This window comes from Methanomassiliicoccales archaeon LGM-RCC1 (genome assembly GCA_030168575.1).
Taxonomy (GTDB): Archaea; Thermoplasmatota; Thermoplasmata; order Methanomassiliicoccales; family Methanomethylophilaceae; genus Methanoprimaticola.
Window position 1 is genome coordinate 670369 of the sequence record CP115555.1, and the last position, 25610, is coordinate 695978.

Here is a 25610-nt window from a genome sequence, read left to right on the forward strand (position 1 = left end):
TCCTCCATATACCTGTCAGCGCTGTCGAAGACCTCGTCCAAGGTCATGTCGTCATGGGGCATGCTTTCGTCGCGACCACTCAGGGCGAGTACGAGGACAAGGATCTGCATGTGGCGTCCCGTGATATGCAGAAGTATTGGGATGAGAAGGAGGCTGCAGAGTGAGCCTTTTGCACTCGAACCTTACCATAGGTTCGGGTGCGATATCACTCGACATAGAGCGCGAGGGTATAGAAATCTCTGAATCAATAGAATTTTCCGAGTAGATCTGGGTAGACAAGTGGCGGGCCTGAAGGGATTCGAACCCTTGGCACCTCGATTAAGAGTCGAGTGCTCCACCTAGCTGAGCTACAGGCCCACTGAGTGAATCCACGTTAGAGACTTCTCATAAATAAAGGTGTCTGTCTGCCGGCACGCATTCTGTCGATGATGAATCGGGTTCAGGATTCCTGAGCCCTCTTCCGCTTCCTGATCTCCAGCAGTTCCGGTATCAATGTGGATCCGAGGATCACCGCGGCACCGATCCACCCTATCAATCCGAGATTCTCTCCGAGGATCACGACGCTCAGCAGGACTCCCAGGATGGGTTCGATGTATCCGAGTACTACGGCGCTCGGGGCATCCAGGTAGGCCAGCGATCCGAAGTATAGTGTGAAGGCTATCGCCGTCTGCAGCACTCCGAGGAGGATCACAAGGCCGACGGACATCGCATCGAAGTTCAGGGACCCGAAGTCCACGGTCACTGTGCAGTATATCAGGATGATGATCGCCGCCGTGAGGAGCTGGATGAAGGTCCTGTCGTAGGACCCTATGCTCTTCAGCTTCTTGTTCAGGATCACCATCGCCGTGTAGAACACCGCTGCGAGCACTCCGCAAATGATTCCGTACGAATCGGTTCCGAGGGTACCGTTCTCCAGGATCCCGGAGACCAGCACAAGGCCGAACAGCGCCAGCAGGGCGCATCCGAGTTTCGCCAGGGTGAGCCTCTGTTTCAGGAAGATCGGGGTCACCAGTATGACCAAGGCCGGGGTGAGGTAGTTGCACACCGTCGCGACGGATATCTCTATGGACTTGTAAGCCTCGAAGAGGAACAGCCAGTTCAATCCCAGGCATATTCCCGAGCAGATGAGCGTGAACGCGTTCCCGAAGATGTCCTCCTTGGACAGACGGGACCCTGTCAGATAGACGATGATCAGAAGGGCGATCGAACCGAACACGCCGCGTCCGAGGACGATGACGCTGGCAGGCAGGTCTATGAAGTGCGTGATCACTCCGATGGTACCGAAAATAGACATCGCCAATATCATCATGGCCTTGGCATTGGATGCGCTGACGATGTCCTTCATGTCCTTCGGCATCTTCTCCTAGTTTATATACCGAACTCTTTTTCTCTTCGATTCGCGATACCTCATGCATGTTCGATTGGTTCAAACGCAAGAAGAAGACCGATAAGCCCAAGGCCGCGGAACCCAAGCCTGAGGAGCCCAAGGCCGAGAAGAGACCCGTCGAAGCACCGGTTATCATAAACCCGGCACCCGCCGAGGAACCCAAAGCCGAGGAACCCAAGGCAGAGGAGAAGCCCAAAACGGAAACAGTTAATGAAGAGTCTGCCGATGAGACCAGCGAGAAGGGCTACGGAGCCTATTTCGTCTCACCTCATCCCGACGGCGGATGGCAGGTCAAGAAGGCCAAGGCCAAGAGGGCCCTGAAGAGGTTCGACACCAAGGCGGAGGCGGAGAAGTACGCCAAGCAGGTGGCCGAGAACCAGGGGACCAATGTCGTAAGGCAGAAGAAGGACGGCAAAATCCAGAAGAAACACTGAAGGGGCCAGCAGGCCCCCTTCAGACCTTTGCTAAGAACGTTTATATCATCCTCGTAGGATTAGGATATCGATGACAAAGCTCAAGGTTAGGGATTTGATGACGACGGAGGTCCTTACGCTCCATCCCGAGGACACGATCAAGATGGCCGCCAAGAGGCTGGCGTTGGACAATGTATCGGGAGCTCCCATCGTGGACAACAAGAACCACCTTTTGGGATTCGTCAGCGAGAACGATATCCTGCATGTCATCATGAATTATCAGACCAAGCTTGAGAAGCACAACCTGTCCGACCGTCTTCTGGACTATTCGATGGACTCGGTCCTTCAGCCGGACGACAACCTCAAGCAGGCTTCCGAGGAGATCTCCAACATCGAGATGTCCCAGATCATGGTCCGCTCGGTCATGACGACCTCTCCCGACGCAGCCATCATCGAGGTGCTCAGCGTCATGCTCAAGATGGGAATCAACCGCATCCCCGTCGTTGAGAAGGGCATCCTGGTGGGAATCATCTCCAGAGGCGACATCATCTTCTCGCTCTACAAGAGAAAGGCCTGATCCATGCAGGTCCACGTGCTTGCCAGCGGAAGCGACGGTAATTGCACCATTATCGAGAATGACGGCGAAGCCATAATGATCGACGCCGGCATCAGCTGCAGGAGGATCCTGTCCTTGATGGACCGTGCCGGGGTCGACAAGGAAATCGTCAAGGCCATTCTCATAACCCACGAGCATTCCGACCATGTTTCCGGCGCAGGAGCGACAGCTAGGAAGCTGGACATCCCCATAGTGGCGAACAACGCTACCTTCGACGCTTCCAATCTGGGCAGCGTTCAGCATTGGCTTTACAAATCCAACGAGTACATCGACATCGGGCAGTTCCATGTCACTCCCCTGCCGACATCGCACAACGCTGTCGAGCCCAACTGCTATTTCACCGAGGTGGACGACGACAAGAAGGTGCTGGTCGCAACCGATACGGGAAAGTTCTCCTTCCAGATCGAGCATGCTCTGTCCCTTGCGGATATCGCTGTCATAGAGGCGAATTATGACAAGGACATGCTGGTCAACGGACCTTACCCTCCGAGCCTCAAAAGCCTCATCGGAAGCGACCACGGCCACATGAACAATCTGGATACGGCCAGGGCGATCAAGAAGACCATGAAGGATGACAGCAGCAGGCAGATATTCCTGGCCCATCTCAGCAAGACCAACAACACCCCGGACACCGCCAGACAGTCCGTTTCGGATTACACCGGAATAAAGAGGTACAAGATAGACTGCCTTGAATTCCCCGGCGATACGCGCACCCTCAAAGTTCGGGAGCGATCGCGACAGCCTTGTTCGATTTTATCAGGATCTCGGCCATCGTAGCAGGCAAGGTGACGACATCCTCTTTGTGGAGCTCGTAATCCCTGTCGATCCCTGCGAAAGGCGGGAGGTCCTCCAATACACGGAGCAGGATGGTCTCTCCTTTCGGGATGACCGCCTCAGGCTCGGGATCGGATTCGGTGGTCTGAGGGGATATCGGATCCGGTTCGGGCACATCGTCGAAGGATTCTTCGACAACGGGCTCGTCGAACTGCTCCTCCATGGGGTCGTCGAAGGTCTCATCGACAGCCGGGAACTCGTTCTCCACCCCTGTCGCCATCGATTCCGAGGGATCGGGCATCGGCTCGGGCTCCCTGATGGGGACCTCCGGCGCCGGCGTGCGGACAGGTTCATCGATGAGGGTGTTGACGGTCTTCTTCCCCCTGTACTGGTTCACGAGATCCAGCTGCACCTCGGAAAGTTTGACGACCTGAGCATAGTACTCCCTCTCCTCGGGTGTGAAAGCAGACAATTCCTCGTTGCCGCCGTCCGCGGAGTTCACTGCACGGCTGCAGATCTTCTTCGCCCTGACGGTCGAGATGACCTTGACCAGGGTCTCCGCATTCTTCCTGCGCAGATTGGCGCCCTCGCACATGACCGAGTCCGGATCCTTCGCGATCTCACGGTCATACTCCTTGCGCAGCCAGATAAGAAGATCGGCCATGGCCTTGTAAAGGTCCTGTCTGCAAGGGGTCAGCGATTTGCCCTTCAGCTCCTCACGGTGAATCTGCGTGAGCTCATCGAAGGTCATCGGCTGCATTACGGGGCACATCGCATCTCTATAACCGAGCTATCTAATTAATGTTCGTTGATACGGTAACGATGAAGGTCGAAGATGTCTCGAGGGACAAAGGCGACAGGCTAGAAGTGGACATTTTAGTGTCACCCCGCTCCAACAGATCCGGCCTTGAGGGATTCGACGAGTGGAGGAAGAGGGCCATCCTGAGGGTGAAGTCACCTCCTCTGGACGGTCGGGCGAACAAGGAGGTGGAGTCATATTTCAAGGACCTCACCGGATGCAGATCGACCGTGACAGCCGGTATGACCAGCCATCAGAAGACCGTGACGATCTTCGGAGACCCGGCAGCCATAATGAAGATCCTGGAGAAATCCTTCGATGAATGACGGGGAGCGCCTGGAAGGCATAGCCGAGGTCATCGAGAGGCTGAAGGAAATGTCCTCTGACCATGTGATCCTGGTGGAGGGCAACAAGGACGTGGCCGCGTTGAAGAACGTCGGTGTGGAGGGTGACATATTCTGTGTCCAGAGCGGTGGCGGCCCCGTCAAGGCCGCAGAGTACGCCTGGAGGTCCGGCAAGCCAGCCATAATCCTCACCGATTGGGATAGGAGGGGCGGAAATCTGGCCAGTCTCCTGAGGGACAACCTTGCATCTTTGGGTGTCCCCTACGATGATGCCATCCGTTCCGACATGGCCTTCTTCACCCGTGCATACTCCAAGGACGTGGAATCCCTGGATTCGGTCATCGAACTGCTGGAATCCCATCAGCGGGCATCCCTGTGAAACGTGCAGTTATTACCGAGTAACGCCATCCGTGGAAGGATGAAGGGAGCTTTCATAGTCTTCGAAGGGGCGGACGGCGCAGGCAAGTCGTCGCTTTGCAAAAGGGTCGCCGAATGGCTTACGGCCAAGGGCAGGGACGTCGTCCTCACCGCGGAGCCCACCCATGAAGGCATCGGCGCGTTCATTCGCAGCGGCAATGCCGGCGGAATATCTCAGAGGACCGAGGCGCTGCTGTTCGTGGCCGACCGCAACGACCACACAGAGAAGATCATGAGGATGGTGGAAGAGGGGAAGATCGTCCTTTCGGACAGGTACTTCGCATCCACCGTCGCATATCAGTCCGCTCGCCTTGACGGCGACGCATCCGACAGGGATTGGCTCATCGACATCAACAGACAGTTCATAGACAGGCCAGACGCAACAATCCTGCTGGACATCGATCCTGAAGTGGGGTTGAGCCGCGTAGGGGACCGCGGGGAGGAGATCAGCAAGTTCGAGAGGATGGATTTCCAGAAACAGGTCCGCGAGAACTATCTGCGTTTGGCGAAAGAATTCGGATTCAACATCGTTGATGCATCCCGTTCCAGGGATGAGGTTTATATGGACACCATAGCGATATTGGAAGAGGTGATTGAATGACGCATCCTTCGGAGGAGATATACTGCGAGAAGAGCGAGCAGCTCGACGGCAAGAGGATAATCATGGGCATCACCGGCAGCATCGCTGCCGTGGAGTGCTTCTCGACGATCAGGGAGTTCATCAGGCACGGAGCCGAGGTGATCCCCGTCATGAGCGAGGAGGCCCAGAAGATCGTCACAAAGGAATCCCTCCAGTTCGCATCCGGATACGAGCCGATAACCGATCTAAGCGGAATGGCGGAGCATGTAACCCTCATGGGCGACAGGAAGGATGCCGATCTGCTTTTGATATATCCTGCAACGGCCAACACGATCTCGAAGATCGCGAACGGGATAGACGATACCCCAGTCACCTCTATGGCATCGGTTGCGTTGGGAACCGGTATCCCCATAGCAATCGCTCCTGCGATGCATCAGGCCATGTACGACAACCCTGCAGTGAGGTCCAACCTCGATAAGCTGGGAGCCTGGGGTGTGGAGTTCATCGGCCCCCGTCTCGACGGAGTCAGGGCCAAGGTAGCGACGCCCGAGCAGGTCGTAGCATGCACTTCCGCCATACTCTCGGACCACCCGTTGAAGGGCAAGAAGGTCCTGGTGATCGGAGGCCGCAGCGAGGAACCCATCGATTCGATGAGGCTCATCACTAACCATTCCACCGGTCTGATGGCAGTATGTCTGGCACAGGCTGCGTTCAACAAGGGCGCCAAGGTCGATCTCTGGATGGGAGGATGCAGTGTGAGCCTTCCCGAGTACATAGAGACCAGAAGATTCGAGAGCGTCAAGGATCTAGTCGAGATGGTCGATGACATCGACCACGACATCGTAATCGTCCCTGCCGCATTGGCGGACTTCACCCCGTCGGAACAGGCGGAGGGCAAGATCCCCAGCGAGCTGGCGTTCGATCTGAAGTTGGAGTCCGTATCCAAGGTACTCCCGCTGATCAGGAAGAGATGCCCCACCGTCATCGGCTTCAAGGCAGAATCCGGAGTCGACCGCAAGGAGCTCATAGAGAGGGCCCGCGACCGTCTGGTGAAGTACGACCTCTACGCCGTGGTGGCGAACGATATCGTCGCTGCCGGAAAGGAATCCTCGTCGGTCATACTGGTGAGGGAGGACTTCACCGAGGACATCTCGGGCACCAAGCTGCAGATCTCAGAATCAATACTCGACCAGTGCTTCGGTGACCTATGAAGGCGGAGGCCTTCGTACCCGGGCACATATCGTGCGTGTTCAGGCCGGTCAGGGCACCCGATGTGATGGAGACGGGATCGTTAGGTTATGGCATCCGCATGGATCTGGGGTGCAGGGCGAAGGTATCGCTCCGCGACGATAAGGACATCGTCATCACTGTGAACGGAGAGGTTTCCGACGCCCCTGTTACCCGTTTCGCCATTGAGAAGCTGGGAGTTTGCAGAGGATTCGATATCTCCTTGGAGCACGATCTCCCGATGGAACAAGGATTCGGCACCAGTGCCTCCGGCACCTATGCCGCGACGGTCTGCGCATGTGACCTGGCAGGCATGGACAGGATAGCCGCGATAAAGGCAACCCACGAAGCGGAATGCACCTTAGGAGGAGGTCTCGGGGACCTTCTTGCGATCGAATCGAGATACGGCGTCCCCGTGAGGGTCAGGGCCGGTCCGCCGGTCGTCCGCGGATGGACCGAGGATTCGGGTCTGCAGATGAAGGATCTCAGCCTCATCGTTTTCAACGAGCCTCTCTCGACCGCACCGATAATCAACGACGATGACATGTCCAGGAAGATAGCTCAGGCCGGCGATGCCGCGCTGAGATCGTTCTACGGCAATCCCACAGCGGATAGTCTGTTCTCATGCGCCAACACCTTCTCGGAGGAGATAGGATTGGAATCCGATGAGGTGAGGTCAGGGATCTCCAAGCTCAAGGAGAAGGGGTATCGTGCTGGAATGTGCATGCTGGGCAACAGCATATACACGGACGCTCCGAAGGATAAGGTCTCGGAATTGTTCCCCGATTGCAGGATCTATACCTGTTCCTCGTTCAGCGGACCCATAAAGGTCACTCGTAAAGAGTGAAGAGGACGTCGTCTTCTTCGACGTCGAACAGCCCGATCCTCGCCCCTCCGTCCAGCCAGGCGTGTGCGTAATTCACGGCGGCGAACGCACGGACGTAATCGTCGTCGTTGCGGTAGCTGACAGCGGTCCTGAAGTATGACTCGGACCTCTCCAAAAATTCCAAGGACAGCTTCCTGTCGAAGGATCTCACCGGCGGGGAGATCCTCAGTTTCTTCCTCGCCCTCATGGTGATGTCGAGATACTTCGCCATCTTCTCATCGGTTATCCGGCAGCCTTCGCCTTCGGAATCGCTCAAGGTGAGGAAGAGCTCCTTCCCCGGTTCCGCATCGAAGAGCCCCAGCTCACCGAAGCAGCCGATCCAGGCATGCGCGTAGTTTATTGCGGCGAACGCTGTGACGAGATCTCCGGAACCGATGAAGTTCCTAGCATCGGTGCGGTAGCAGTCCACCATCTCCAGTCCGCTCCTGGCCAGCGGTTCCAGCATGGACCCCTCCTTCGGCAGGAGGGACAGCTTTCCGCGGACAGAGTCGAATGTTGACAGACATCCTTCCAATTGCGGACCGGAAACGGTGTCGTTCTTCAATCTATCACTGTTCCGGCTTGGGAGTCAGCCTGTTCCTCACATCATCTCTGATGTCCGAGGGAACGGTGTCGATCAATTCATCCAAGGCTATGCCCTTCTTAATCAGGTCGTTGACCGTGGAGACGTAATCTACAATCCTCTGTTCTTTTGTGATAACCTCTCCGGATTCCAGGGCCTCGTCCACTCCCTCGCGCTTCCATCCTCTGTGCATTTCCTCGTCGATGGTCATGCTCAACCCCCTCATCCTGTCGAATATGTATTCGGCGTCAGGGATATTATAGACTTCGCTCAGACGTTCGGCCCTCTGGCGGTCGTCCATGCCCTTGGCGAAGATGGAGTTGATCATCCCCATGACGGTCTCGGGACGGTCGTCGATGCCGCCGATGTTGATCACCACGATCTCCATCAGGTCGCATCCGGGGATGGGCTGGCCGCATGCGAAACCGTCGTCGTAGCTGCCTTCCATACGGTACCTGTAGATGGTGTTCCTCACGTCCCTCCTAGGATCCATGATCAGCCATATGCTGTACACCTTGACGATGTCCTCGTAATGGCTGTTACGGAAGTAGAAGCCCTTCTGGTCGTGGATCATGGACGATGCGTAGTACATCGCACGGTTGGCGATGGGGTATCCGGGCCTGTACTCCTTCTGCCCTTCGATGTTCAGGAGGATGTTCACCCTCCCTTTGGAGGGGATCCTCATCTGGAAGAAGTTGTCCATGGTCACGTGGGATCCCTCCCCGGCGGGTATCTCGGGATTGCCCTTGATGACGGCCCTGCCGCCGTCCTCTATGGGGAGGCAGCTCCTGATGTATTCGATGTCCTTGCCCTTAACCTCGCCGACGATCCCGCTGAGCATGCGGGCGAGGACGTAGGAGTCGCCCATGATGCTCTTGAAGATGTCGTCCAAAGTGTTGTCGTTCCCGTTGTTTGCTTCTTCTGTTGGATTCATTCCGATCACGCGGATGTTTTCAGGGTATCCGGGAGATGTTATGTGCGCTTAGTATAAGCCGAATCCAGTGTTTTCTAGGGTCTATAGATTGAGACCCTTGTGGGGGTCGTAAGTTTATGGATCTACGAGGATTATGAGTCCTCGTATTGGGTCAAAAGGAAGTGAATGTTCGAGTTGTGAATCAATAAATCAAAAGAGGAAGAACCGGCAGGATACTTGATGTCGTATCCCACCGGATGAGAATATCATTTACGTCTGTCCTTCTTAGGTTTGATATCTTTGCTAACTACGACTATGTTCTGTTGAGGTCCGAGATCCTCTTCATCTTGACCCTCGTCCTCATCACGATCCTTGCGTCTAAGTTTATCGATCAACGACATGGCATCAGCCCTTCTGGAAACTGTCATCGGAGAAGGCCTTCTTCTTATTGGGACGCTTCTCGCCTTTGATGACCTCGGTTATGTTCGGATCGCTTCCGTTGCTCTGTTCATCTTCATCAGGATTCATAGTGTTCCCATCTGTATTATCGTTATCAGGAGGATCAGCAGGGCCAGAGAGAGGACGAGCATGGACATCCTGGTGTACTGCCACACGTCCTTGATCAATTTGTTATGGGAGTCCGCTATCTTTGTCTTCTCCGTGATCTCGTACTTGTAGAGTTCCTCGATGGATGATATCTCTTCGAAATTCGGGCTGCGGGCGTTAAGGAAACCGTTCGCATTCCTCGGTTTGAACAATCCTATCACGCATACTCCGGTGGAGATGCACATGAGTATCGCGAACACCATCATCATGGAATGTATGTGGCCTTCCGGGGACGTCACCAGGGTCTGCAGGGATATGGTGAGGATCACCCCGTCGATACCCATCAGGATCTCGAGGCGCCTTATGGAACGGTCATAGTCCACTATGGCCTCGTTCATTGCCTCGTCGGCGACGGATTGTTTCTCACAAAGGACCTGAGAGTCGCCCTTCATCTCTCCCATGCTATCTTCCTGTCGGTTGTCGAGGCCCTCGGGGTTGAACCCTCGGGCCTCTGTGTTTGTGTTTTAGGTTATTGGTTTTTATTCAGCATCCTTCCGAAGTTACCTTCAGCTCCTGTTGAGCCTGAGTGCGACGATGACTGCCATGACGGCGATCAGGATCACGAGGATGACGAGCAGGATGGTGGTGATGGTCCATTCGTTCTGCTCGACGGGTGTGGGTTCGGGTGCGATGATCTGCTCGGTTCCGTTGAGGAGGAGTTTGGTGGTTCCTGCATCTCCGCTGACAGTGAACTTCAGGGATTGGAGAAGGGTTCCATCGGCAGTGTACAGGTGCACTCCGTTGGCATCTTCCTGATATCCATCCTTAAGGGTGAAAGCGATGGTGTGGTTTCCTGCCTTGAGGTTGTTGATTGTGATGAACATGTTGTTCTTCTCATTCAGCATCTCTACTCCGTCAATCGATACGGCCTTGATTCCAGCATCGGTGTAGACCTCTACCTTGTAGAGGTTGTAGTCGATGTAGGCGGTGTAAGTCCTTGCTGTGGACAGCTTCTCTCCGGAAGTGGAGGTGACGTACTTCGTCTCTCCGCTGGATACATATGTCCAGTTCTTGAAGTCAGCGTTATCAAGCTCGGGGGCCTGGATTCCATACGCGTACATATCGGCCGCTGAGGTGGAAACATACACATACAGATAGTCGCTTCCTTCGACAACGAAGGTGCTCTTTGTCATCGCACTGATAAGATCTTCAGAGACGGTGCTTCCTGCAAGAGCGTATACAACGCTCAGTCCGGTTCCGAGGGTCTCGGCGGACAGTACAGCAGAGCCGCTGGTCGTGGGCGCCACATAAACCTCGGATGCCTTCGTGAATCCGACATATGCTGCTGTCGTTACTGTGGCAGATCCTGCTGCGATACCGGAGATGGCATCTGCGGGGAGGACGATGAACGAACCGGTCACGAAGAGTGACGGAACGGTTACAGCTCCTCCGTTGGTTACAGTGACGATACCCGCAACAGACATTGATGTCGAAGCCTCGAATGAGTTGGCGGATTTACTGACGATGAACTCTGCTCCAGAGGAGACGGTGAGTTTGGCTGCGTCGACAGCTCCCGATGCATAGACCGTTCCGCTGCTGATTGAAATAGCGTTGTTGGAAGCGTGACCGGTTACTGTACTGGCTTTGATAGTCGAGTTGTCAGCGAGGTATGTCTTCTCGTCGTCAGTGTTGTCGATGACGGTGAAACCTACCATGTCTGTAATCTTTACAGCACCAGCGGTTCCCTCGATGGTTCCCTTGAAGTAGCTGGTCGCATTGTCTGCGGAACTGCTAACGACGCGGGCATCAGTGATGAGGACCTTGCTTGCGGTAATCTGCGCATCCGATGCGAGCGTGATGACCGCTCCTTCGATACCGACGAAGGCGATGGTTCCAAGAGAGAGCTCTCCGTGGAGGGTGATCGCTTCATCGTCTATCGTTGCGATCATGAGTGCGGCCACTTCAGGTGCGGCAACTGCGTAATAAGGCGAGGTTGTGGTGGTCTCGAAGTATGCTCCGGGGACCTTGTAGTTGGCGTATGTTATCGCATCGGTGGATACGAAGATTCCGTTGACGACGATCTTAGCATTGTCATCGTTCTCCACGAGTCCGAAAGTTGCGGTTGTTTCGTCGGTGTAGACAGCTTTGACAGCGTACCAGGAATCGAGGATTCCGTCGACTGTCAGGATCTTTCCGACCTGAACAGCAAGGGTTCCTGATGCGGGAACCTCCAGGGTCACTCCTGCAGGGATGGTGGTATTCATGTCGATGACCACAGTCTCGCTGGTGGTGATCTTGATGACCTCTCCTTCCTGTGCGCCGAGCAGTGCGTAGTACACATTGGTGTACTTCATGACGTTACCGTTGGTGGAGGACACATCGCTGGTCACGGAGGTGTTCTTCAGTCCGGTCAGCTTGTTCTCGACGATGAATGTTCCCTTGACGTCAACGGAGGCGTTCTTAAGGACCGCTCCATCCTTGAGGGTCGCAGTTACGGACCTGTCATCGGTAGAACCGATGATGAGTGTCGCGCCGGCAGCCGCATCGATGGTGACATCCGCAGGGATATCGAGGTTGGACAGCACTTTGTTTGTTCCGCTGATTGTGAGCTTGGTGGCTCCGCTGTCGATCGCACTTGCGAGGGTGGTGTAGATGTAGGTCTTCGTTCCGAGAGTATCCATCGTGTAGAGTGTTGCGTTGATGGTACCGGTTATTGCAGACTTGGCAAAGAGGGTTCCTACTGCGGTGATGGCACCATTGTTCGTGATGGTACCTGCATCGGACGAGGTCCAATACATACTGGTTCCATCGGTAACGGTGATCGTAGTGCCCTCACTGGTCGCGAAAGAAACGTCCTTTCCAATGGAGAAAATCTCACCGGTGGCGAAGTATGCTCCATCCGTGTGAGCAGCGTTCAAAGTGATGGCAACGTCCGTTCCGGCGGCCGAGGCAAGGTCCGCACTGGTCGCGCCAGAGAGAACGATGGCCGCGGAGAAATATTTGACACTGTTGTATGTCCAGGAGCTGATGCTCTCTGTGATAACGAGTCCGTAGATGATATCGTTCTGAGCATTCGCGACAACGGTCATGGATTCTCCCTTGGGATCGGATCCCTCTCCGATGACTCTGCCCTTTGCCAATTTGAGACCATCGTCGGTGACCGTGATAGTCCTGTTTCCGTTGGTTCCTGCATCTGAATTATTTGTGAACTTGACCTCGGAGAGGTTGATCTCCGCAGCGTTCGCCTTCATGTTCAGTACGAGAGCGGCGGTAACGCTTCCGTCGATCTTGAGCTTTCCTGCGATACCGATGGTTCCGCTGACGGATCCGTCGATCGTAAGGACAGCATCGGATCCGACAATGAGTCCGGTTCCTCCCAAGACTCCGGTCGTGCCGACGTTCATCTTTCCTGCGGTGAGTTCGATTGCGGCGTCAGCAGTGAATGTTCCGTCCACTTCGATGGTTCCGCTGGAGACGACCTTATCAGCAGCGCCTGAATTCTCTGCGACGATAAACGTTCCCGCGATATCCATCGTACCCTGGTTGTCAAGCTGCATGATCTTGGATGTTATCAGACCAGGGACAGATCCGAGAGTAAGAGTACTATTCTTCATCACAGTAAGAGTGCTTCCGGGGGTGATGTTCAACGTTCCAAGGACATTGACAGCTACTCCAGGCAGGATGTTCACATTACCGACGATGTTTACCGTCTGATACTGTTTGAAAACGATGTCCGAGACGATATCGTGTGAAATATCGATGGTCTTCGAGGCATTCTCGATGTTGAAGTTGGATACGGTGATGTAGACCTTCTGACCGATGATCGCGTTTCCGTATGCGCTGAAGGTTCCATCATTGGTGGATGCTACAGCAGGATTAATGGTCCTGTCTGCGGTAGATGTGATCGATCCGAAGACTGCGATCTCAGATCCTTTAGAGATCTTGACCGTTCCTTGTGTAGTTCTGCTATTAACCGTCGTTGGATCGAGCGACAGCTCCGCACCCTCTCCCACGTTAAGCCTTCCGATGTTCTGTGTAGGGGAGTCATAATATCCCACTATCAATCCGTCAGTAGGCACGTTGAAGGTACCAGACTTCAGGGTAAGGGTTCCGATCAAGGCTTTCTTCGCGCCTGAACCGCTTGGACCGTCAATCGAGTCCACGACCGATGTGGCCTCCTCGAGCATCCAGATCTTAGCTGTAAGGTTAGCGGCACCGATCTTATGTTCAACGGTTGTACCTACTTTCACAGTCAGGCTTGTCATCGTTGCCTTCTTGAGGTAAAGGTCATACTGTTGAGTGTCATCTGCGAGAGTTATCGAATCCTCTGCCACGACAGGGGTACCCATGACCGCAAGCACGCAATAAGTACTGCTAATCAACGGGGTACCCTGTTCGATCAGTGTACTCAACGCATCAGAAGCATAATACCAACCGTCGGCTTTACCACTTGCCACGAAGTTGTAATCAAAAGCAGTCTGAGTCTTTATTTCAGAGCCATGTGCGCCTGTGCTAGCGTAGACTGTGAATACTCCGGAGTTGATAGTCATCGAACCGGCCGTGAGATCAGCATTGGAATCGAACTTGGGCATCGTCAGAGTTGTCACAGTTGCAGAGGTCCTGGTGACTTTGGTGACATCATTGGTCGAACTTGCACCTACATATCCTTTGAAAGTGATCTTGCTCACGATGTTGCTTGATTCCTTGTTCTGTACGATGGCGGATCCGTTGAATACGGTGAACTCGTCGGTGTTCGTATCCAGAGTGATGGTCCCTGCATCGGCGCCTTTCGCGTAGTATGTGTATGAAGTATCAGAGTAATCGTAGAAGATCATTCCGTATACACCGTTAGCGTTGATTGCAACAGTCGATGTTATCGATCCGTCGGAATTAATCTTGAACGCCTTCGAACCGCTAGAATCCGCACACTGATATTTGATCAGACTGTCATCGTATGCTCCTCCACTCCATTTCTGGGTCGTGCTGTCATACGTGGCAGCAGCAGTCATGACATGGATGATCATATTATTGGCCGCTCCCGTGTCAACGTTCAGGGTAATTCCTGCCGTTCCAGGGTAAACGTACAGATTGATTGCGGCTCCGAACTCTGTTGTGTTCGTTATACTTGTAGAGGCTGTTCCGTCTACGTAAAACGACTTTACTTGGTCAACGGCAGAACTGGAAGAGAATCCATCCAGACTGTCGATAACACTTGCATCGTCGTCCTGAGCAGGAGCTATGGCAGCAAATACCGCGAAAGCCATTGCGAAGACAGCAAGGACAGCCAAGAACTTAGTTGTCTTTGTGTTCATATATATCATTCCTTTTCAGCGGTGAACACTCGCCTCTGATCCGGGTTGTCCTCTTCATCCAAAGAGGAAGATGTCGAAAAATCTCCGTTTACTTGCAGGACCCCATACCCTTAATCATGGATCCCGCGGGCCTTTCACCGCCCGACCACTTCTCTCTCCTCGGGCCCCTAATTTCCTTTGGATCGAAAAGAACGGTCGAAACAATCGAATCGCATTGCAGTATTAAGAAGGGACAAAAATCACGTCCAAGACTCTGAGTCCAGGAAGGATATTCAATGAATCTGCACGAAAGACGAAATCAATCAGGGATCCGTCTTTCCCTCTACGATGTCGAGGATCTCCGACAGCAGCTCCGCCGCGGCACGTCCTTTCTCGGTGATGACGACCACGTTCGCGTTGGTCCTCCCGGTGAAGAACACCTGTACCAACCCCAGTCTCCGCAGGTCCTCGATCTTCCCGGCCATGTTCTGCCTCGCGACGTCGTTGTAGATGTCGCTCTTGGTCACCGGCGACATGGTGTTCAGGTACAGCAGCAGGGAGAGCACGTGCTTCCCCTCGAGCATCTCCAGGGCCGTCCTCTCGTCCCTGCTTTTGCTCTTCTGCTTCCTGGCGAGGAACTCCTTCACCTCGTCCGGCAGCTCGTCGTAGGAATGCGGATTCTCCCACACGTTCCCCCTGTCGTCGAGCTTCTGCCCTATGGGGATGGACGTCCTCGCCTTCTCCGCCTTCACAGGGTCATCCTCCCTGGAAAACCGGAGGTTTCCGGCGTACTCGCAGCGATATTTCTAATGAAATACGGCATAATTAGGCGGATTCCTTTAAGGAACACCGCAGCCAGATGTTCGGCGGGTATGCTGGAGCGACCGTCTTCCATGATGTTCTGATAGTGTTATCATCGATAAAAGTATTTCATTTGAAATACCTAATAAAAAGAACACACGAACAATCATAGGTATCATGGAGCGTAAAATCCGAACCGCACCGACATCGGTGAAGATTCCACCCAACATCCTCCAGTTCGTGGACAAGGATGTGGAGACCTCGGGAGAGTTCTCAAGCCGCACCGACTGGATAGTCGCCGCGATGCGCGAGTTCATGGCCAGGAGGATAGACATCCTCAGCAAGAGGAAGGAACTCTTCGAAAACGACGGCTCAGAGAAGAAGGACTGAGCGAAACCGCTTGCTTACATAACACCCTTTTTTCATCCGACATTTGGTTCAATTAATTTGATAGTCCATCAAATGTTTGCTTTTTGATCAACCCATGGATCCGTCCTTGACGTGATATTCGGCAATCAGCGTTCTCAGGTTACCATCTGATAAGGTGTTGGATAAATAATCCAAATTGATGACATGGCATTTGGGTTTGAAAATGGACGAGAATAAGGTACAGATTTGCGGCATGGCGTTCATCAGTGGTTGGATCATGTTCTTCGGCTCGGCTATATTTCAGGCGATAATCGATGTTAATCATACCACCATCGACTGGCTGAACCTTAATCCGTTGTATCATATCATCGGACCGTTGACCTACTTAGGATTGGCTTTCGTCATAGTATCTGCGATACTGCTGATCAGATTCTTCAGGAACAATTAACCTAACAAACAACACGCCACCTCACGGTGGCATTAATCAATAAATGAATGCACGGACGAGACGTGTTTGGAACGGATCCGGTAATGATTTTTATACTGACAACAGAATCGTATGGTTGCAAGGCATGTAGCCTAGAGCAAATCTCCTCCCCCGAAGGGGAAGAGGTTTTTGGAGGTTGATTCCTCCTCACAACAGCATCCTGAAAGTCAGGATTGCTATTGCTAGCTCGGCTATGCGCCGGGCGAGCTCTAGGGCCAGGAACGCGGTTTGGAGTGCCTTGTTCCTCGGCCCGTTTTCATCAGACACTTTGTATCCTCCGATCAGAGCTTCTCAGGATAGGTATCCCAACCACGGAAGGAATCCGCGGTGGGATTCCAAGTCCTGGCGCCACGAGATTTTTTCGGGTAATATTTATGATATTGTCCGAGCGGTATAGTGGAAACTACGCTCTATCAATATCTTTCCACTGAAGAATCTCCAAACTTTTTCTATTAGTATAGGATAACGACGGAGCATGATAGTCATCGGCGGGTCCACATCCGAGGCTCTGGCGAAGCAGATCGCCGAGGAGCTGGGATGCAGGTACATTCAGGCAGGCACAAGGAAGTTCCCCGACGGGGAAGTGTACACAAGGGTCGAGAGCGAGGAGTTCAACGACGACGTCGTCATCGTACAGAACACCTTCCCGGACGACAAGCTAGTGGAGATGTTCCTCCTACAGGACATCGTCGCCGGGCTCAAGGCAAAGAAGGTGATCCTGGTCATCCCCTACTTCGGATACGCCAGACAGGACAGGCTCTTCAACCCCGGAGAGCCCGCCTCGGCCATTCTCATGTGCAAGCTGCTGGATTCGCTGGCGTGCGATCATGTCATCACGGTCGACATCCACAAGGAGGCCGTTCTGGACGCATTCACGTGCAAGCACACAGACCTCAAGGCCGCACCCGTCATCGCCGAGTACTTCAAGGACAAGGGCATCGACCTGGTCCTGTCCCCGGACATCGGCGCGGCAGGCCGCGCCCAGTTGGTGGGAGAGACCATGGGCAAGCCCTACGACCACCTCAACAAGACCCGCCTGTCCGGTACCGAGGTTAAGATCGCCCCCGCCTACATGGACTGCAAGGACAAGAGCATCCTGATCGTGGACGACATGATCTCCACCGGAGGCACCATAATGACCGCCGCCCAGGCACTAAGGGACGCTGGCGCCAAGAGCGTTTCCGTGGCCTGCACCCACGGGGTGTTCGTGAACGGAGCGATAGAGAAGCTCACCCACAGCGCCCTGGACAAGGTCCTGTGCTGCAACACTCTGGAGAACTCCCAGTCGCAGATCTCCGTCGCCAAGCTGATCGCCGATGCTGTGAGGAAGGGATGAATATGTCCAACAAGGAAGACAACTTCGCTGAGTGGTATCTCGACATCGTCGAGAAGGCAGGGCTCTCGGACAAGAGGTACCCCATCAAGGGAATGAACGTCTGGACTCCCTATGGATGGAGGATCATGAGGCAGATCGATTCCTACATACGCGAGGAGTTCGACGCAACGAAGCACGACGAGGTCTGCTTCCCCCTGCTCATCCCCGAGAGTCAGTTCGCCAAGGAGAAGGAGCACATCAAGGGATTCGACAGCGAGGTCTATTGGGTCACCCATGCGGGACTGGACGAGCTCGACGAGAGGCTCGTCGTAAGGCCCACATCCGAGACTGCCATGTACCCTATGTTCGCACTGTGGATCAGGTCTCACCAGGACCTCCCGCTGAAGACATATCAGATCGTCAACACCTTCCGTTATGAGACCAAGCAGACCAGGCCTTTCATAAGGGTGCGCGAGATCCACTTCTTCGAGTCGCACACCTGCCACACCGATTACGATGACGCCCAGAAGCAGATCGACGAGGACATCGAGATCCTCGCCAGGATCGCGAAGAAGATCTGCCTCCCGTACACACTCCTCGTACGTACCGAGTGGGACAAGTTCCCCGGAGCGTACTACACCGTCGGTATCGACACGTCGATGCCCAACGGAAGGACCCTCCAGATGGGTTCAATCCACCACTACAAGACGAACTTCTCCGAGCCCTACGAGATCACATACGAGGACAAGGACGGGGAGCACAAGTTCGTCCATCAGACCACCTACGGCATGTCCGAGAGGCTGGTCGGTGCGCTCATCGGAGTGCACGGCGATGACCAGGGCCTTATCATGCCTCCCGGAATAGCACCCTACCAGATCGTCCTGATCCCCATCTTCAAGAAGGACAACCAGGAGACCGTGATGGCAGCCGCCAGGGAGATGGAGGCCATCCTGTCCAAGGCAGGATTCAGGGTCGAGTTCGACGACCGTGACGACCGTCCCGGTGCCAAGTACTACGAGTGGGAGATGAAAGGTGTCCCGCTGAGGCTCGAGCTCGGAGGACGCGACATAGAGAACAAGGTGGTCTCGTTCTTCAGGAGGGATTCCGGGGAGAAGGGAACCATCGACGTTGCCAACCTCGTTCCCGGAGTCCAGATGCTCCTTGATGATATCTCGGACTGCATGTTCAACAAGGCAAACGAGATACAGAAACAGCGCACCCAGGACATCGATTCCCTTGAGAACATCCCTGAGGACAAGATCCTCAGGTTCGGATGGTGCGGATGCGACGAGTGCGGCCACAAGTTCGAGGACATAACCGGTTTCAAGATCCTGGGAAGACCCTACTTCAAAGAGGAGTTCAAGGGCAAGTGCATAATGTGCGGAAAGGATACGGATTCACCCGCTTACGCCGCACACACGATGTGATCTCATGGCTTTCGCTGAGAATGAGCTGATCTATCTGGAGGACGCCTCCGGGAAGAGGATATGGCTCAAGGTCGCAGACGGTATGATGAAGGTCCAGTCGCTGGGTACGGTCGACGGTTCCAGGTTCAAGGACTTAGAGGAAGGGGACTCGGTCACCATAGTCGGTCGTGAGTACAGGGTTTTCAGACCCGGAGTGCTGGAGCTCATGGAGTCCCTGGACAGGGGTGCTCAGGTCATCACCCCAAAGGACGCTGCGACCATCCTTCTGCATTGCGACATCAAGGCAGGCGACAGGGTCATCGAGGTCGGAGCTGGATCCGGAGGGCTCACCACCGCCCTGCTCCATTCCGTGGCACCCACTGGACAGGTACTCACTCTAGAACTCAAGGAGGAGAACGCCCTAAGGGTCAAGAAGAACACGGCCAGGGTCGGTCTGGACAAATATTGGTCCTACCAGATCGGCGATGCCAGGGAGATGAACGTGGATGTCGATTGGAAGGCCGATGCGCTGACCATGGACATGCCCGACCCGTGGCTCGCCCTTGACAATCTCGAGAAGCATCTGAGGGCCGGAGGAAGGCTCTGTGCATACGTCCCCAACATGAATCAGGCGGAATCCATCGTCAATGCCCTGAGGGAGCATGGATACAGTGACGTGCATGCATTGGAGAACATGCAGCGCGGCCTTGAGGTACACCCTGGAGGAGTGAGGCCTTCGTTCGAGATGCTCGGACACACAGGGTACCTAATCTTCGCCCGCAAAACGGCACGAATGTGAATTCCTAGGTATAGTCATTTATACTTCACAATTTGTCTGAATGGTTAGGTGATGATAGACCTAAAGACATCCTCTGAATTGGGAAGAGGTTTGTGCGGTTAATTCCGCTCACGACAGGTACTCACTAATGGCGAGCACCAGTATCGCTAGGTCGATCAGAAACCGACCTATCTCTAGGGCCAGGGACGCCAGCTGGAAACTATTGTCCCTTGGCCCGTCACTATTCTCTTGAGCGTAACAATAAATACTTCTCAGATGTTAGAACAATTAGGTTCTGAGATAACCTAGAGACCTCCTCCCCGAAGGGGAAGAGGTTTGTGCGGTTAATTCCGCTCACGACAGGTACTCACTAATGGCGAGCACCAGTATCGCTAGGTCGATCAGAAACCGACCTATCTCTAGGGCCAGGGACGCAAGGTGGAACTATACATCCCTTGGCCCATCTTCTTCATCCATTCTTGTGGACCTCCAAAGACGGTATCAAGGTTGATAGCCCAACCAGGAGAAGTCCTCCATGGTCGGACTTCTACCCTGACGAGGTATGATTTTTTCATTTACTATATAGAATATCGTCGCCGAATTATAGTGCCTAAAGACTCGCTTTATATATCCCGAGGGGGTTGTGAAAGTATGCACGGCAGCATCGAGCACGTTCTTACACCAAGGTTGGTGAAGTCCTATCTGGACAGGGTCACCTCTCCGGAGCTCGAGAAGATCGGCATAACACCGTCAAGTGCTGCCTTCCTAATGAAGATCGGTCACAATGAGGGCATATCGCTCAAAGGTCTCTCGGAGATGATGCTGGTCGACAAGGCCCATACGACCAGGATGGTCAACAAGCTGATACAGGACGGTCTGGTAGAGAATGTTGCGGAGGGCCATCAATACTCCCTCGTACTCACCGAGAAGGGCAAGGACCTGTCGCACCGCGCATGGAAGGTTACAGACGATGCGCTCCAAGGATTGTACGGGAGCCTCACCCCCGAGGAAAGGGAGACCATGCATGTCATCATGGAGAAGATCTTCAAAGTCATCAGCGAAGACTGATTTTTTTCGTCCTGGCCGTATGCCTCGGACTCAAGTTTAAATAAAAGTTGAGGACTCAACCGCCTCCATGGAAATCACGGTTAACCCTTCCTGCGGCCCCAGGATGATAAAGACATATCTGGACAGGGTCACTGCAGGCAGATTCCAGGAACTCGGCGTGACAGTCGCCGAGGCCCAGTTCCTCGGAGCAATCCATCATCACGAAGGTGCAACCCTCAAGGAACTCTCTGAACTTCTCTCGGTGGACAAATCCCATGTCACCCGCACGGTCACCGACCTCATAGAGAAAGGTCTGGTGGAGAACACAGCCTCCGGCCACGCATACAGCCTGAGGCTTACCGAAGAGGGAGAGAGGACCAGTGCAAAGGTGAAGGGGATCGTGGATGAAGCCTGGGCGCATCTTCTGGAGGATCTTACCTCTGAGGAGAGGGATGCCATGGATTCCATCATCCGTAAGATATCGCAGAAGATCAGGGAGGCCCAGGCATGATATTCAATTACTTCAGGAAGATCGACTGGGCGCTCCTGGCCGTTACGATAGTTCTGGTCTACATACAGGTGTATCTGGAGCTTGAGATACCCGGATACATGGCAAACATCACCACTATAATGACCACCGGAGGAACAGGACAGGATGTTCTTGATGAAGGTGTCTGGATGATGGGCTGCGCCCTGGGCAGTCTGATATCCGCCGTCATCGTCGGATTGATCACGGCCTACATCGGGACCAATATGGGAAAGGCCATGCGCAAGAGACAGTTCGAGAACGTGGAGACCTTCTCTTCAGCAGAGATAAACAAGTTCTCCATCTACAGTCTGATCACCCGTTCCACCAACGATGTGAACCAGGTGCAGATGGCCTTCATCATCGGTCTCATGGTTATGATTAGAGCTCCGATGATGGCTGTTATGGCGCTGATGAAGATCAGCACCAAGAACATTGGCTGGGTAGAGGTCACCCTCATCGCCCTATTGGTGATGATCGCATGTATAGCGGTCATTATCTGGTTCACCTTCCCCCGTTTCAAGAAGATCCAATGGATGAACGATGACGTGAACCGCATAACCAAGGAGGGCCTTTCAGGGATCCGTGTCATCCATGCTTACAACGCCGAGGGATATCAGGAGGCCAAGTTCAGCGCAGCCAACAATAAGCTTACCGACACCCATGTGTCGGTCACCCGTGCGATGGCCTTCCTGGCACCGACGATCATGACGGTCATGAGCATGCTCAGCCTCGGCATCTACTGGATGGGTGCGATAATCATCTCGAACGCACCTACCCTTCAGGACAGACTGACAGATTTCTCGGACATGATCGTGTTCTCGTCCTACGCAATGCAGGTCATAGCGGCGTTCATGATGCTGATCATCGTCTTCATCGTCCTGCCTCGCGCTCTGGTATCCGCCAGGCGTATCGACGAGGTTGTGAATGTGAAGCCTACCGTCACGGACGGCGGAAGGGATGAAGGCAACGAGGGGCAGGAGGGACAGCTGTCCTTCAGGAATGTGTCCTTCAGGTACCCGGAATCTCCTCAGGACTCGCTCACGGACATATCGTTCGACGCCAAGAAGGGGGAGACTGTGGCCATCATCGGTTCCACCGGCTCCGGTAAGAGCACATTGGTGAAGATGATCCCCCGTTTCTACGACGTCACCGAGGGAAGCATAACCATCGACGGAATCGACGTCAGGGAGTACAATCTGGACGCTCTCCACAGGAAGATCGGATACGTTCCCCAGAAAGCGGTGATGTTCGCCGGTTCCATAGCATCCAACGTGAACTACGGGGATACCGAGGACCAGCGCGATATGGACGATGTGAAGAAGGCCGTGTCCATAGCTCAGGGGACGGACTTCGTCGAGAGGGCCGAGGGCCAGTATGAGGCGAGCGTCGCCGAGGGAGGAACGAACCTCTCGGGAGGCCAGAAGCAGCGTCTCTCCATAGCGCGTGCCGTGTGCAAGAGGCCCGAGTTCTACATCTTTGACGATTCATTCTCCGCCCTGGATTACAAGACGGACCGCATCCTCAGATCCAAGCTGAAGAAGGAGACCGCTGGCGTGACCACGATAATAGTCGCGCAGAGGATAGGTACCATAATGGATGCCGACAAGATAATCGTCCTGGACGAGGGCAGGATCGTCGGCATGGGAAGGCATCAAGACCTTCTGAGGGACTGCGAGGTCTACCATCAGATCGCCAGTTCACAACTTTCAGAGGAGGAGCTGGTAAGATGAACGCCGAGGAACGTCGCAACAGAAGGAACAGGCAGGGTCCCGGCATGCCGACCGAGAAGCCTAAGGATTTCAAAGCGGCCTGGAGCAGGTTGTTCCAATACATGGGAAGGTACAAGGTGCTCTTCATCATAGCGGTCATCTTCGCCATCTTGGGAACAGCACTGACCCTGCTGGGCCCCAACATGCTCAGCGATATGACCAACCTGATCAAGGACGGTCTGTTCACCGGCGACATAGACATGGAGGGCATCGTGGCCATCGCGGTATGGCTGACCATCCTCTATGCTTCCAGCGCCATCATATCGGTGGTCCAGGGTCTGATAATGGCCACAATCGCCCAGAGGACTGCAGGTAACCTTCCTAACGACATCTCTAGGAAGATAGACCGTATCCCGTTGAGATACTTCGACAGTGCGAAATCCGGAGATCTGATGAGCCGCGTCACCAACGATGCGGATTCCCTAGGCCAGGACACTAACCGCAGCGTCAGCACGATGATCGTGGCCATCACGCAGTTCCTCGGATCGCTGATCATGATGATGATCACCAATCTAACCATGGCCGGTGTCGCCGTGCTCTCAACTGCAATCGGTTTCGTCCTGATGATACTCATCATGTCCAGATCGCAGAAGTACTTCGAGGCACAGCAGAATTACCTCGGAGCCATGAACGGTCATGTCACCGAGACCTACACCAATCATGAGATCGTCAGGACCTACAACGGCGACAAGAGGGCCAGGAAGGAGTTCGACGAGATCAACGGCAACCTCCAGCACAGCGGTTTCATGGCCATGTTCCTGGCAGGGACGATGATGCCCATCATGAACTTCATCGGCAACTTCGGATACGTCGCGGTGTGTGTAGTCGGAGCCATCATGGTCCTCGACGGAACGACGGACATCGGAACGATCGTCGCGTTTATGATCTACATCAGGCTGTTCACCAACCCACTGCAGCAGATGTCGCAGGGATTGACCGTCATGCAGTCAGTGGCAGCCGCCGCAGAGAGGATCTTCGGGTTCCTAGATGAGCCCGAATTCGAGGACGAATCCCATAAGAGCCAGACTATCAATTCAAAGGGGCATGTAGAGTTCAGGGACGTCCACTTCGGATACGTCCCCGGCAAGGAGGTCATTCACGGGTTCTCGGCCGAGGTCAAGCCTGGACAGAAGGTCGCCATTGTCGGCCCCACGGGTGCAGGAAAGACCACCATGGTCAACCTCCTCATGAGGTTCTACGAGGTGGACAGCGGGGACATCCTCATCGACGGCGTGTCGGTCAAGGACCTCACCAGGGAGAACATCCACGAGCAGTTCTGCATGGTCCTCCAGGACACATGGCTGTTCGGGGGAACGATCAGGGAGAACCTGGTCTACAGCAGGGAAGGGATCCCCGACGAGAAGCTGGAGGAGGTCTGCAGAGCAGTGGGGATACACCACTTCATCACCAGCCTGCCGGAGGGATACGACACCGTGCTCACAGAGAACGATACCCTCTCAGCCGGACAGAAGCAGCAGCTAACCATCGCCAGGGCCATGCTGGACACCTCTCCGATGCTTATCCTCGACGAGGCGACGAGCTCCGTCGACACCAGGACTGAGATGATCATCCAAGAGGCCATGGACAAGATGGCCTCCAACAGGACGTCGTTCGTGATCGCCCATAGGCTCTCGACCATCAAGAACTCTGATCTCATCCTCGTGATGAGGAACGGAAGCATCATCGAGCAGGGTACCCATGACGAGCTTCTCGCCAAGGGCGGCTTCTACGAGGAATTGTACGATAGTCAGTTCGAGGAGACGGAAATGGACTGAAAACGATGGTTTTTATGCCATCCTCCCCTATAAGTAATAGAAACGCGCCTTATAGGGGAGCAATCCTTTTTATAATAGTATATATTGCACCCGAATTACAAGCTTGAAAGCTATCCATAAGGGCCTGTAGCTCAGCTAGGTAGAGTACCTGACTTTTAATCAGGCTGTCAAGGGTTCGAATCCCTTCAGGCCCGCCAATGGACTTCATGAGAGATCGACGGCAGATCAAGTATGAGGAAAGGCACACACTTTTTCTCAAATCCAAACGTCTTCCCCAGATGACCGGTCTGGAAAAAAAGTAGGTGAAAACTTGGCAACAGAAAACATCTCGTTCAATGTTCTCAGGCACTGTCTAGTGCCCGAGCATCACCTCTTGTCAGAGGAAGAGGCACAGGCGGTTCTCGACAGAAAGGGAATCAAACTGGAGCAGCTCCCCAAGATAAGAAAAAGTGATCCAGGAGTCAAAGTCCTGGAAAGCATTCACGGTCCCATCGAAGAGGGTCGTGTGATCAAGATCGTAAGGAAGAGCAAGACCGCCCAGGAATTCGTGGCGTACAGGCTCGTAACGAGGGGATGAGC

Annotated in this window: 26 protein-coding genes and 2 tRNA genes; 19 read left to right on the top strand and 9 right to left on the bottom strand. The window is 54.1% G+C overall.

Annotation, left to right across the window (positions count from 1 at the left end):
* Nucleotides 1-280 precede the first annotated feature (280 nt).
* Nucleotides 281-357 (bottom strand) — tRNA-Lys (locus PED39_03305).
* Between the two features lie 82 nt (nt 358-439).
* Nucleotides 440-1357 (bottom strand): EamA family transporter, encoded by a 918-nt coding sequence (locus PED39_03310; GenBank protein WII08244.1) that lies wholly within the window; start codon nt 1355-1357, stop codon nt 440-442.
* Nucleotides 1358-1413: 56 nt separating this feature from the next.
* On the opposite strand from PED39_03310, the gene PED39_03315 reads away from it, so the two are divergent.
* The 3 genes from PED39_03315 (at nt 1414) to PED39_03325 (ending at nt 3193) form a co-directional block, all read left to right on the top strand.
* A complete protein-coding gene (locus tag PED39_03315; protein WII08245.1) occupies nt 1414-1821 on the top strand; it encodes a DUF2188 domain-containing protein in 408 nt (135 codons plus the stop codon).
* A gap of 70 nt (nt 1822-1891) precedes the next feature.
* Entirely contained in the window at nt 1892-2377 is a 486-nt protein-coding gene (locus PED39_03320) for a CBS domain-containing protein (protein ID WII08246.1), read from the top strand.
* Nucleotides 2378-2380: 3 nt separating this feature from the next.
* Nucleotides 2381-3193: an MBL fold metallo-hydrolase gene (locus PED39_03325; protein WII08247.1), complete on the top strand. Its 813-nt coding sequence runs from the start codon at nt 2381-2383 to the stop codon at nt 3191-3193.
* Here PED39_03325 and PED39_03330 read toward each other — a convergent pair.
* On the bottom strand, nt 3132-3962 hold the full coding sequence (locus PED39_03330; GenBank protein WII08248.1) for a hypothetical protein: 831 nt from the start codon (nt 3960-3962) through the stop codon (nt 3132-3134). The two genes, PED39_03325 and PED39_03330, sit on opposite strands and share 62 nt — an antisense overlap.
* Before the next feature lie 50 nt (nt 3963-4012).
* Here PED39_03330 and PED39_03335 point away from each other — a divergent pair, with 50 nt between their 5' ends.
* The 5 genes from PED39_03335 to PED39_03355 are packed head-to-tail and all read left to right on the top strand — an operon-like array spanning nt 4013 to nt 7404.
* Nucleotides 4013-4315 (top strand): DUF167 domain-containing protein, encoded by a 303-nt coding sequence (locus PED39_03335; GenBank protein ID WII08249.1) that lies wholly within the window; start codon nt 4013-4015, stop codon nt 4313-4315.
* The gene (locus tag PED39_03340; GenBank protein WII08250.1) at nt 4308-4712 is read left to right on the top strand and encodes a Toprim subdomain protein; all 405 of its coding nucleotides are present in this window, start codon (nt 4308-4310) and stop codon (nt 4710-4712) included. The genes PED39_03335 and PED39_03340 overlap by 8 nt, the downstream gene beginning before the upstream one ends.
* Before the next feature lie 39 nt (nt 4713-4751).
* Complete coding sequence (tmk, locus tag PED39_03345) at nt 4752-5351, top strand: dTMP kinase (GenBank protein WII08251.1); 600 nt, start codon at nt 4752-4754, stop codon at nt 5349-5351.
* Nucleotides 5348-6541 (top strand): bifunctional phosphopantothenoylcysteine decarboxylase/phosphopantothenate--cysteine ligase CoaBC, encoded by a 1194-nt coding sequence (gene coaBC / locus PED39_03350; protein ID WII08252.1) that lies wholly within the window; start codon nt 5348-5350, stop codon nt 6539-6541. The genes tmk and coaBC overlap by 4 nt, the downstream gene beginning before the upstream one ends.
* On the top strand, nt 6538-7404 hold the full coding sequence (locus PED39_03355; GenBank protein ID WII08253.1) for a hypothetical protein: 867 nt from the start codon (nt 6538-6540) through the stop codon (nt 7402-7404). Before coaBC ends, PED39_03355 begins: the two co-directional genes overlap by 4 nt.
* On the opposite strand, the gene PED39_03360 is transcribed toward PED39_03355, so the two are convergent.
* The 6 genes from PED39_03360 to PED39_03385 form a co-directional block, all read right to left on the bottom strand.
* A complete protein-coding gene (locus PED39_03360; protein ID WII08254.1) occupies nt 7388-7987 on the bottom strand; it encodes a DUF357 domain-containing protein in 600 nt (199 codons plus the stop codon). The two genes, PED39_03355 and PED39_03360, sit on opposite strands and share 17 nt — an antisense overlap.
* A gap of 4 nt (nt 7988-7991) precedes the next feature.
* Entirely contained in the window at nt 7992-8939 is a 948-nt protein-coding gene (locus PED39_03365) for a hypothetical protein (GenBank protein WII08255.1), read from the bottom strand.
* A 384-nt stretch (nt 8940-9323) separates the two neighbouring features.
* Nucleotides 9324-9446: a hypothetical protein gene (locus PED39_03370; protein ID WII08256.1), complete on the bottom strand. Its 123-nt coding sequence runs from the start codon at nt 9444-9446 to the stop codon at nt 9324-9326.
* A complete protein-coding gene (locus PED39_03375; protein WII08257.1) occupies nt 9443-9925 on the bottom strand; it encodes a hypothetical protein in 483 nt (160 codons plus the stop codon). Before PED39_03375 ends, PED39_03370 begins: the two co-directional genes overlap by 4 nt.
* 105 nt (nt 9926-10030) lie before the next feature.
* Nucleotides 10031-14776, bottom strand: a complete 4746-nt coding sequence (locus PED39_03380) for a hypothetical protein (protein WII08258.1) — start codon at nt 14774-14776, stop codon at nt 10031-10033.
* A gap of 302 nt (nt 14777-15078) precedes the next feature.
* Nucleotides 15079-15507: a hypothetical protein gene (locus PED39_03385; protein ID WII08259.1), complete on the bottom strand. Its 429-nt coding sequence runs from the start codon at nt 15505-15507 to the stop codon at nt 15079-15081.
* Between the two features lie 226 nt (nt 15508-15733).
* Between PED39_03385 and PED39_03390 the strand changes: the two genes are divergently transcribed.
* From PED39_03390 to PED39_03440, 11 genes are all read left to right on the top strand, one after another.
* Nucleotides 15734-15946 carry a hypothetical protein gene (locus tag PED39_03390; GenBank protein ID WII08260.1) on the top strand — a complete coding sequence of 71 codons (213 nt, stop codon included), beginning with the start codon at nt 15734-15736 and terminating at the stop codon, nt 15944-15946.
* Between the two features lie 202 nt (nt 15947-16148).
* Nucleotides 16149-16373: a hypothetical protein gene (locus PED39_03395; protein WII08261.1), complete on the top strand. Its 225-nt coding sequence runs from the start codon at nt 16149-16151 to the stop codon at nt 16371-16373.
* 514 nt (nt 16374-16887) lie between these two features.
* Nucleotides 16888-17748, top strand: coding sequence for a ribose-phosphate diphosphokinase (locus PED39_03400; GenBank protein ID WII08262.1), 861 nt, complete (start codon nt 16888-16890; stop codon nt 17746-17748).
* Between the two features lie 2 nt (nt 17749-17750).
* Nucleotides 17751-19154, top strand: a complete 1404-nt coding sequence (gene proS / locus PED39_03405) for a proline--tRNA ligase (protein ID WII08263.1) — start codon at nt 17751-17753, stop codon at nt 19152-19154.
* 4 nt (nt 19155-19158) lie between these two features.
* Nucleotides 19159-19932 (top strand): methyltransferase domain-containing protein, encoded by a 774-nt coding sequence (locus PED39_03410; GenBank protein WII08264.1) that lies wholly within the window; start codon nt 19159-19161, stop codon nt 19930-19932.
* Nucleotides 19933-20562: 630 nt separating this feature from the next.
* Nucleotides 20563-20979, top strand: a complete 417-nt coding sequence (locus tag PED39_03415; GenBank protein ID WII08265.1) for a MarR family transcriptional regulator — start codon at nt 20563-20565, stop codon at nt 20977-20979.
* A 67-nt stretch (nt 20980-21046) separates the two neighbouring features.
* Nucleotides 21047-21469, top strand: a complete 423-nt coding sequence (locus PED39_03420; GenBank protein WII08266.1) for a MarR family transcriptional regulator — start codon at nt 21047-21049, stop codon at nt 21467-21469.
* On the top strand, nt 21466-23217 hold the full coding sequence (locus PED39_03425; GenBank protein ID WII08267.1) for an ABC transporter ATP-binding protein: 1752 nt from the start codon (nt 21466-21468) through the stop codon (nt 23215-23217). The genes PED39_03420 and PED39_03425 overlap by 4 nt, the downstream gene beginning before the upstream one ends.
* Complete coding sequence (locus PED39_03430; GenBank protein WII08268.1) at nt 23214-25031, top strand: ABC transporter ATP-binding protein; 1818 nt, start codon at nt 23214-23216, stop codon at nt 25029-25031. The genes PED39_03425 and PED39_03430 overlap by 4 nt, the downstream gene beginning before the upstream one ends.
* A 120-nt stretch (nt 25032-25151) precedes the next feature.
* Nucleotides 25152-25228, top strand: a tRNA-Lys gene (locus PED39_03435).
* Nucleotides 25229-25341: 113 nt separating this feature from the next.
* The gene (locus tag PED39_03440; protein WII08269.1) at nt 25342-25608 is read left to right on the top strand and encodes a DNA-directed RNA polymerase subunit H; all 267 of its coding nucleotides are present in this window, start codon (nt 25342-25344) and stop codon (nt 25606-25608) included.
* The last annotated feature ends 2 nt before the right edge of the window (nt 25609-25610 follow it).

Excerpts from the sequence above, each read along its gene's own strand:
- PED39_03380 (WII08258.1), bottom strand. The coding sequence starts at position 14,776 with ATGAACACAAAGACAACTAAGTTCTTGGCTGTCCTTGCTGTCTTCGCA.
- PED39_03400 (WII08262.1), top strand. The coding sequence starts at position 16,888 with ATGATAGTCATCGGCGGGTCCACATCCGAGGCTCTGGCGAAGCAGATC.
- PED39_03365 (WII08255.1), bottom strand. The coding sequence starts at position 8,939 with ATGAATCCAACAGAAGAAGCAAACAACGGGAACGACAACACTTTGGAC.
- PED39_03390 (WII08260.1), top strand. The coding sequence starts at position 15,734 with ATGGAGCGTAAAATCCGAACCGCACCGACATCGGTGAAGATTCCACCC.
- PED39_03430 (WII08268.1), top strand. The coding sequence starts at position 23,214 with ATGAACGCCGAGGAACGTCGCAACAGAAGGAACAGGCAGGGTCCCGGC.
- PED39_03410 (WII08264.1), top strand. The coding sequence starts at position 19,159 with ATGGCTTTCGCTGAGAATGAGCTGATCTATCTGGAGGACGCCTCCGGG.
- PED39_03370 (WII08256.1), bottom strand. The coding sequence starts at position 9,446 with ATGAATCCTGATGAAGATGAACAGAGCAACGGAAGCGATCCGAACATA.
- PED39_03355 (WII08253.1), top strand. The coding sequence starts at position 6,538 with ATGAAGGCGGAGGCCTTCGTACCCGGGCACATATCGTGCGTGTTCAGG.
- PED39_03340 (WII08250.1), top strand. The coding sequence starts at position 4,308 with ATGAATGACGGGGAGCGCCTGGAAGGCATAGCCGAGGTCATCGAGAGG.
- PED39_03310 (WII08244.1), bottom strand. The coding sequence starts at position 1,357 with ATGCCGAAGGACATGAAGGACATCGTCAGCGCATCCAATGCCAAGGCC.
- PED39_03315 (WII08245.1), top strand. The coding sequence starts at position 1,414 with ATGTTCGATTGGTTCAAACGCAAGAAGAAGACCGATAAGCCCAAGGCC.
- PED39_03320 (WII08246.1), top strand. The coding sequence starts at position 1,892 with ATGACAAAGCTCAAGGTTAGGGATTTGATGACGACGGAGGTCCTTACG.
- tmk (WII08251.1), top strand. The coding sequence starts at position 4,752 with ATGAAGGGAGCTTTCATAGTCTTCGAAGGGGCGGACGGCGCAGGCAAG.
- PED39_03425 (WII08267.1), top strand. The coding sequence starts at position 21,466 with ATGATATTCAATTACTTCAGGAAGATCGACTGGGCGCTCCTGGCCGTT.
- PED39_03335 (WII08249.1), top strand. The coding sequence starts at position 4,013 with ATGAAGGTCGAAGATGTCTCGAGGGACAAAGGCGACAGGCTAGAAGTG.
- PED39_03415 (WII08265.1), top strand. The coding sequence starts at position 20,563 with ATGCACGGCAGCATCGAGCACGTTCTTACACCAAGGTTGGTGAAGTCC.
- coaBC (WII08252.1), top strand. The coding sequence starts at position 5,348 with ATGACGCATCCTTCGGAGGAGATATACTGCGAGAAGAGCGAGCAGCTC.
- PED39_03325 (WII08247.1), top strand. The coding sequence starts at position 2,381 with ATGCAGGTCCACGTGCTTGCCAGCGGAAGCGACGGTAATTGCACCATT.
- PED39_03395 (WII08261.1), top strand. The coding sequence starts at position 16,149 with ATGGACGAGAATAAGGTACAGATTTGCGGCATGGCGTTCATCAGTGGT.
- PED39_03420 (WII08266.1), top strand. The coding sequence starts at position 21,047 with ATGGAAATCACGGTTAACCCTTCCTGCGGCCCCAGGATGATAAAGACA.
- proS (WII08263.1), top strand. The coding sequence starts at position 17,751 with ATGTCCAACAAGGAAGACAACTTCGCTGAGTGGTATCTCGACATCGTC.
- PED39_03330 (WII08248.1), bottom strand. The coding sequence starts at position 3,962 with ATGTGCCCCGTAATGCAGCCGATGACCTTCGATGAGCTCACGCAGATT.
- PED39_03375 (WII08257.1), bottom strand. The coding sequence starts at position 9,925 with ATGGGAGAGATGAAGGGCGACTCTCAGGTCCTTTGTGAGAAACAATCC.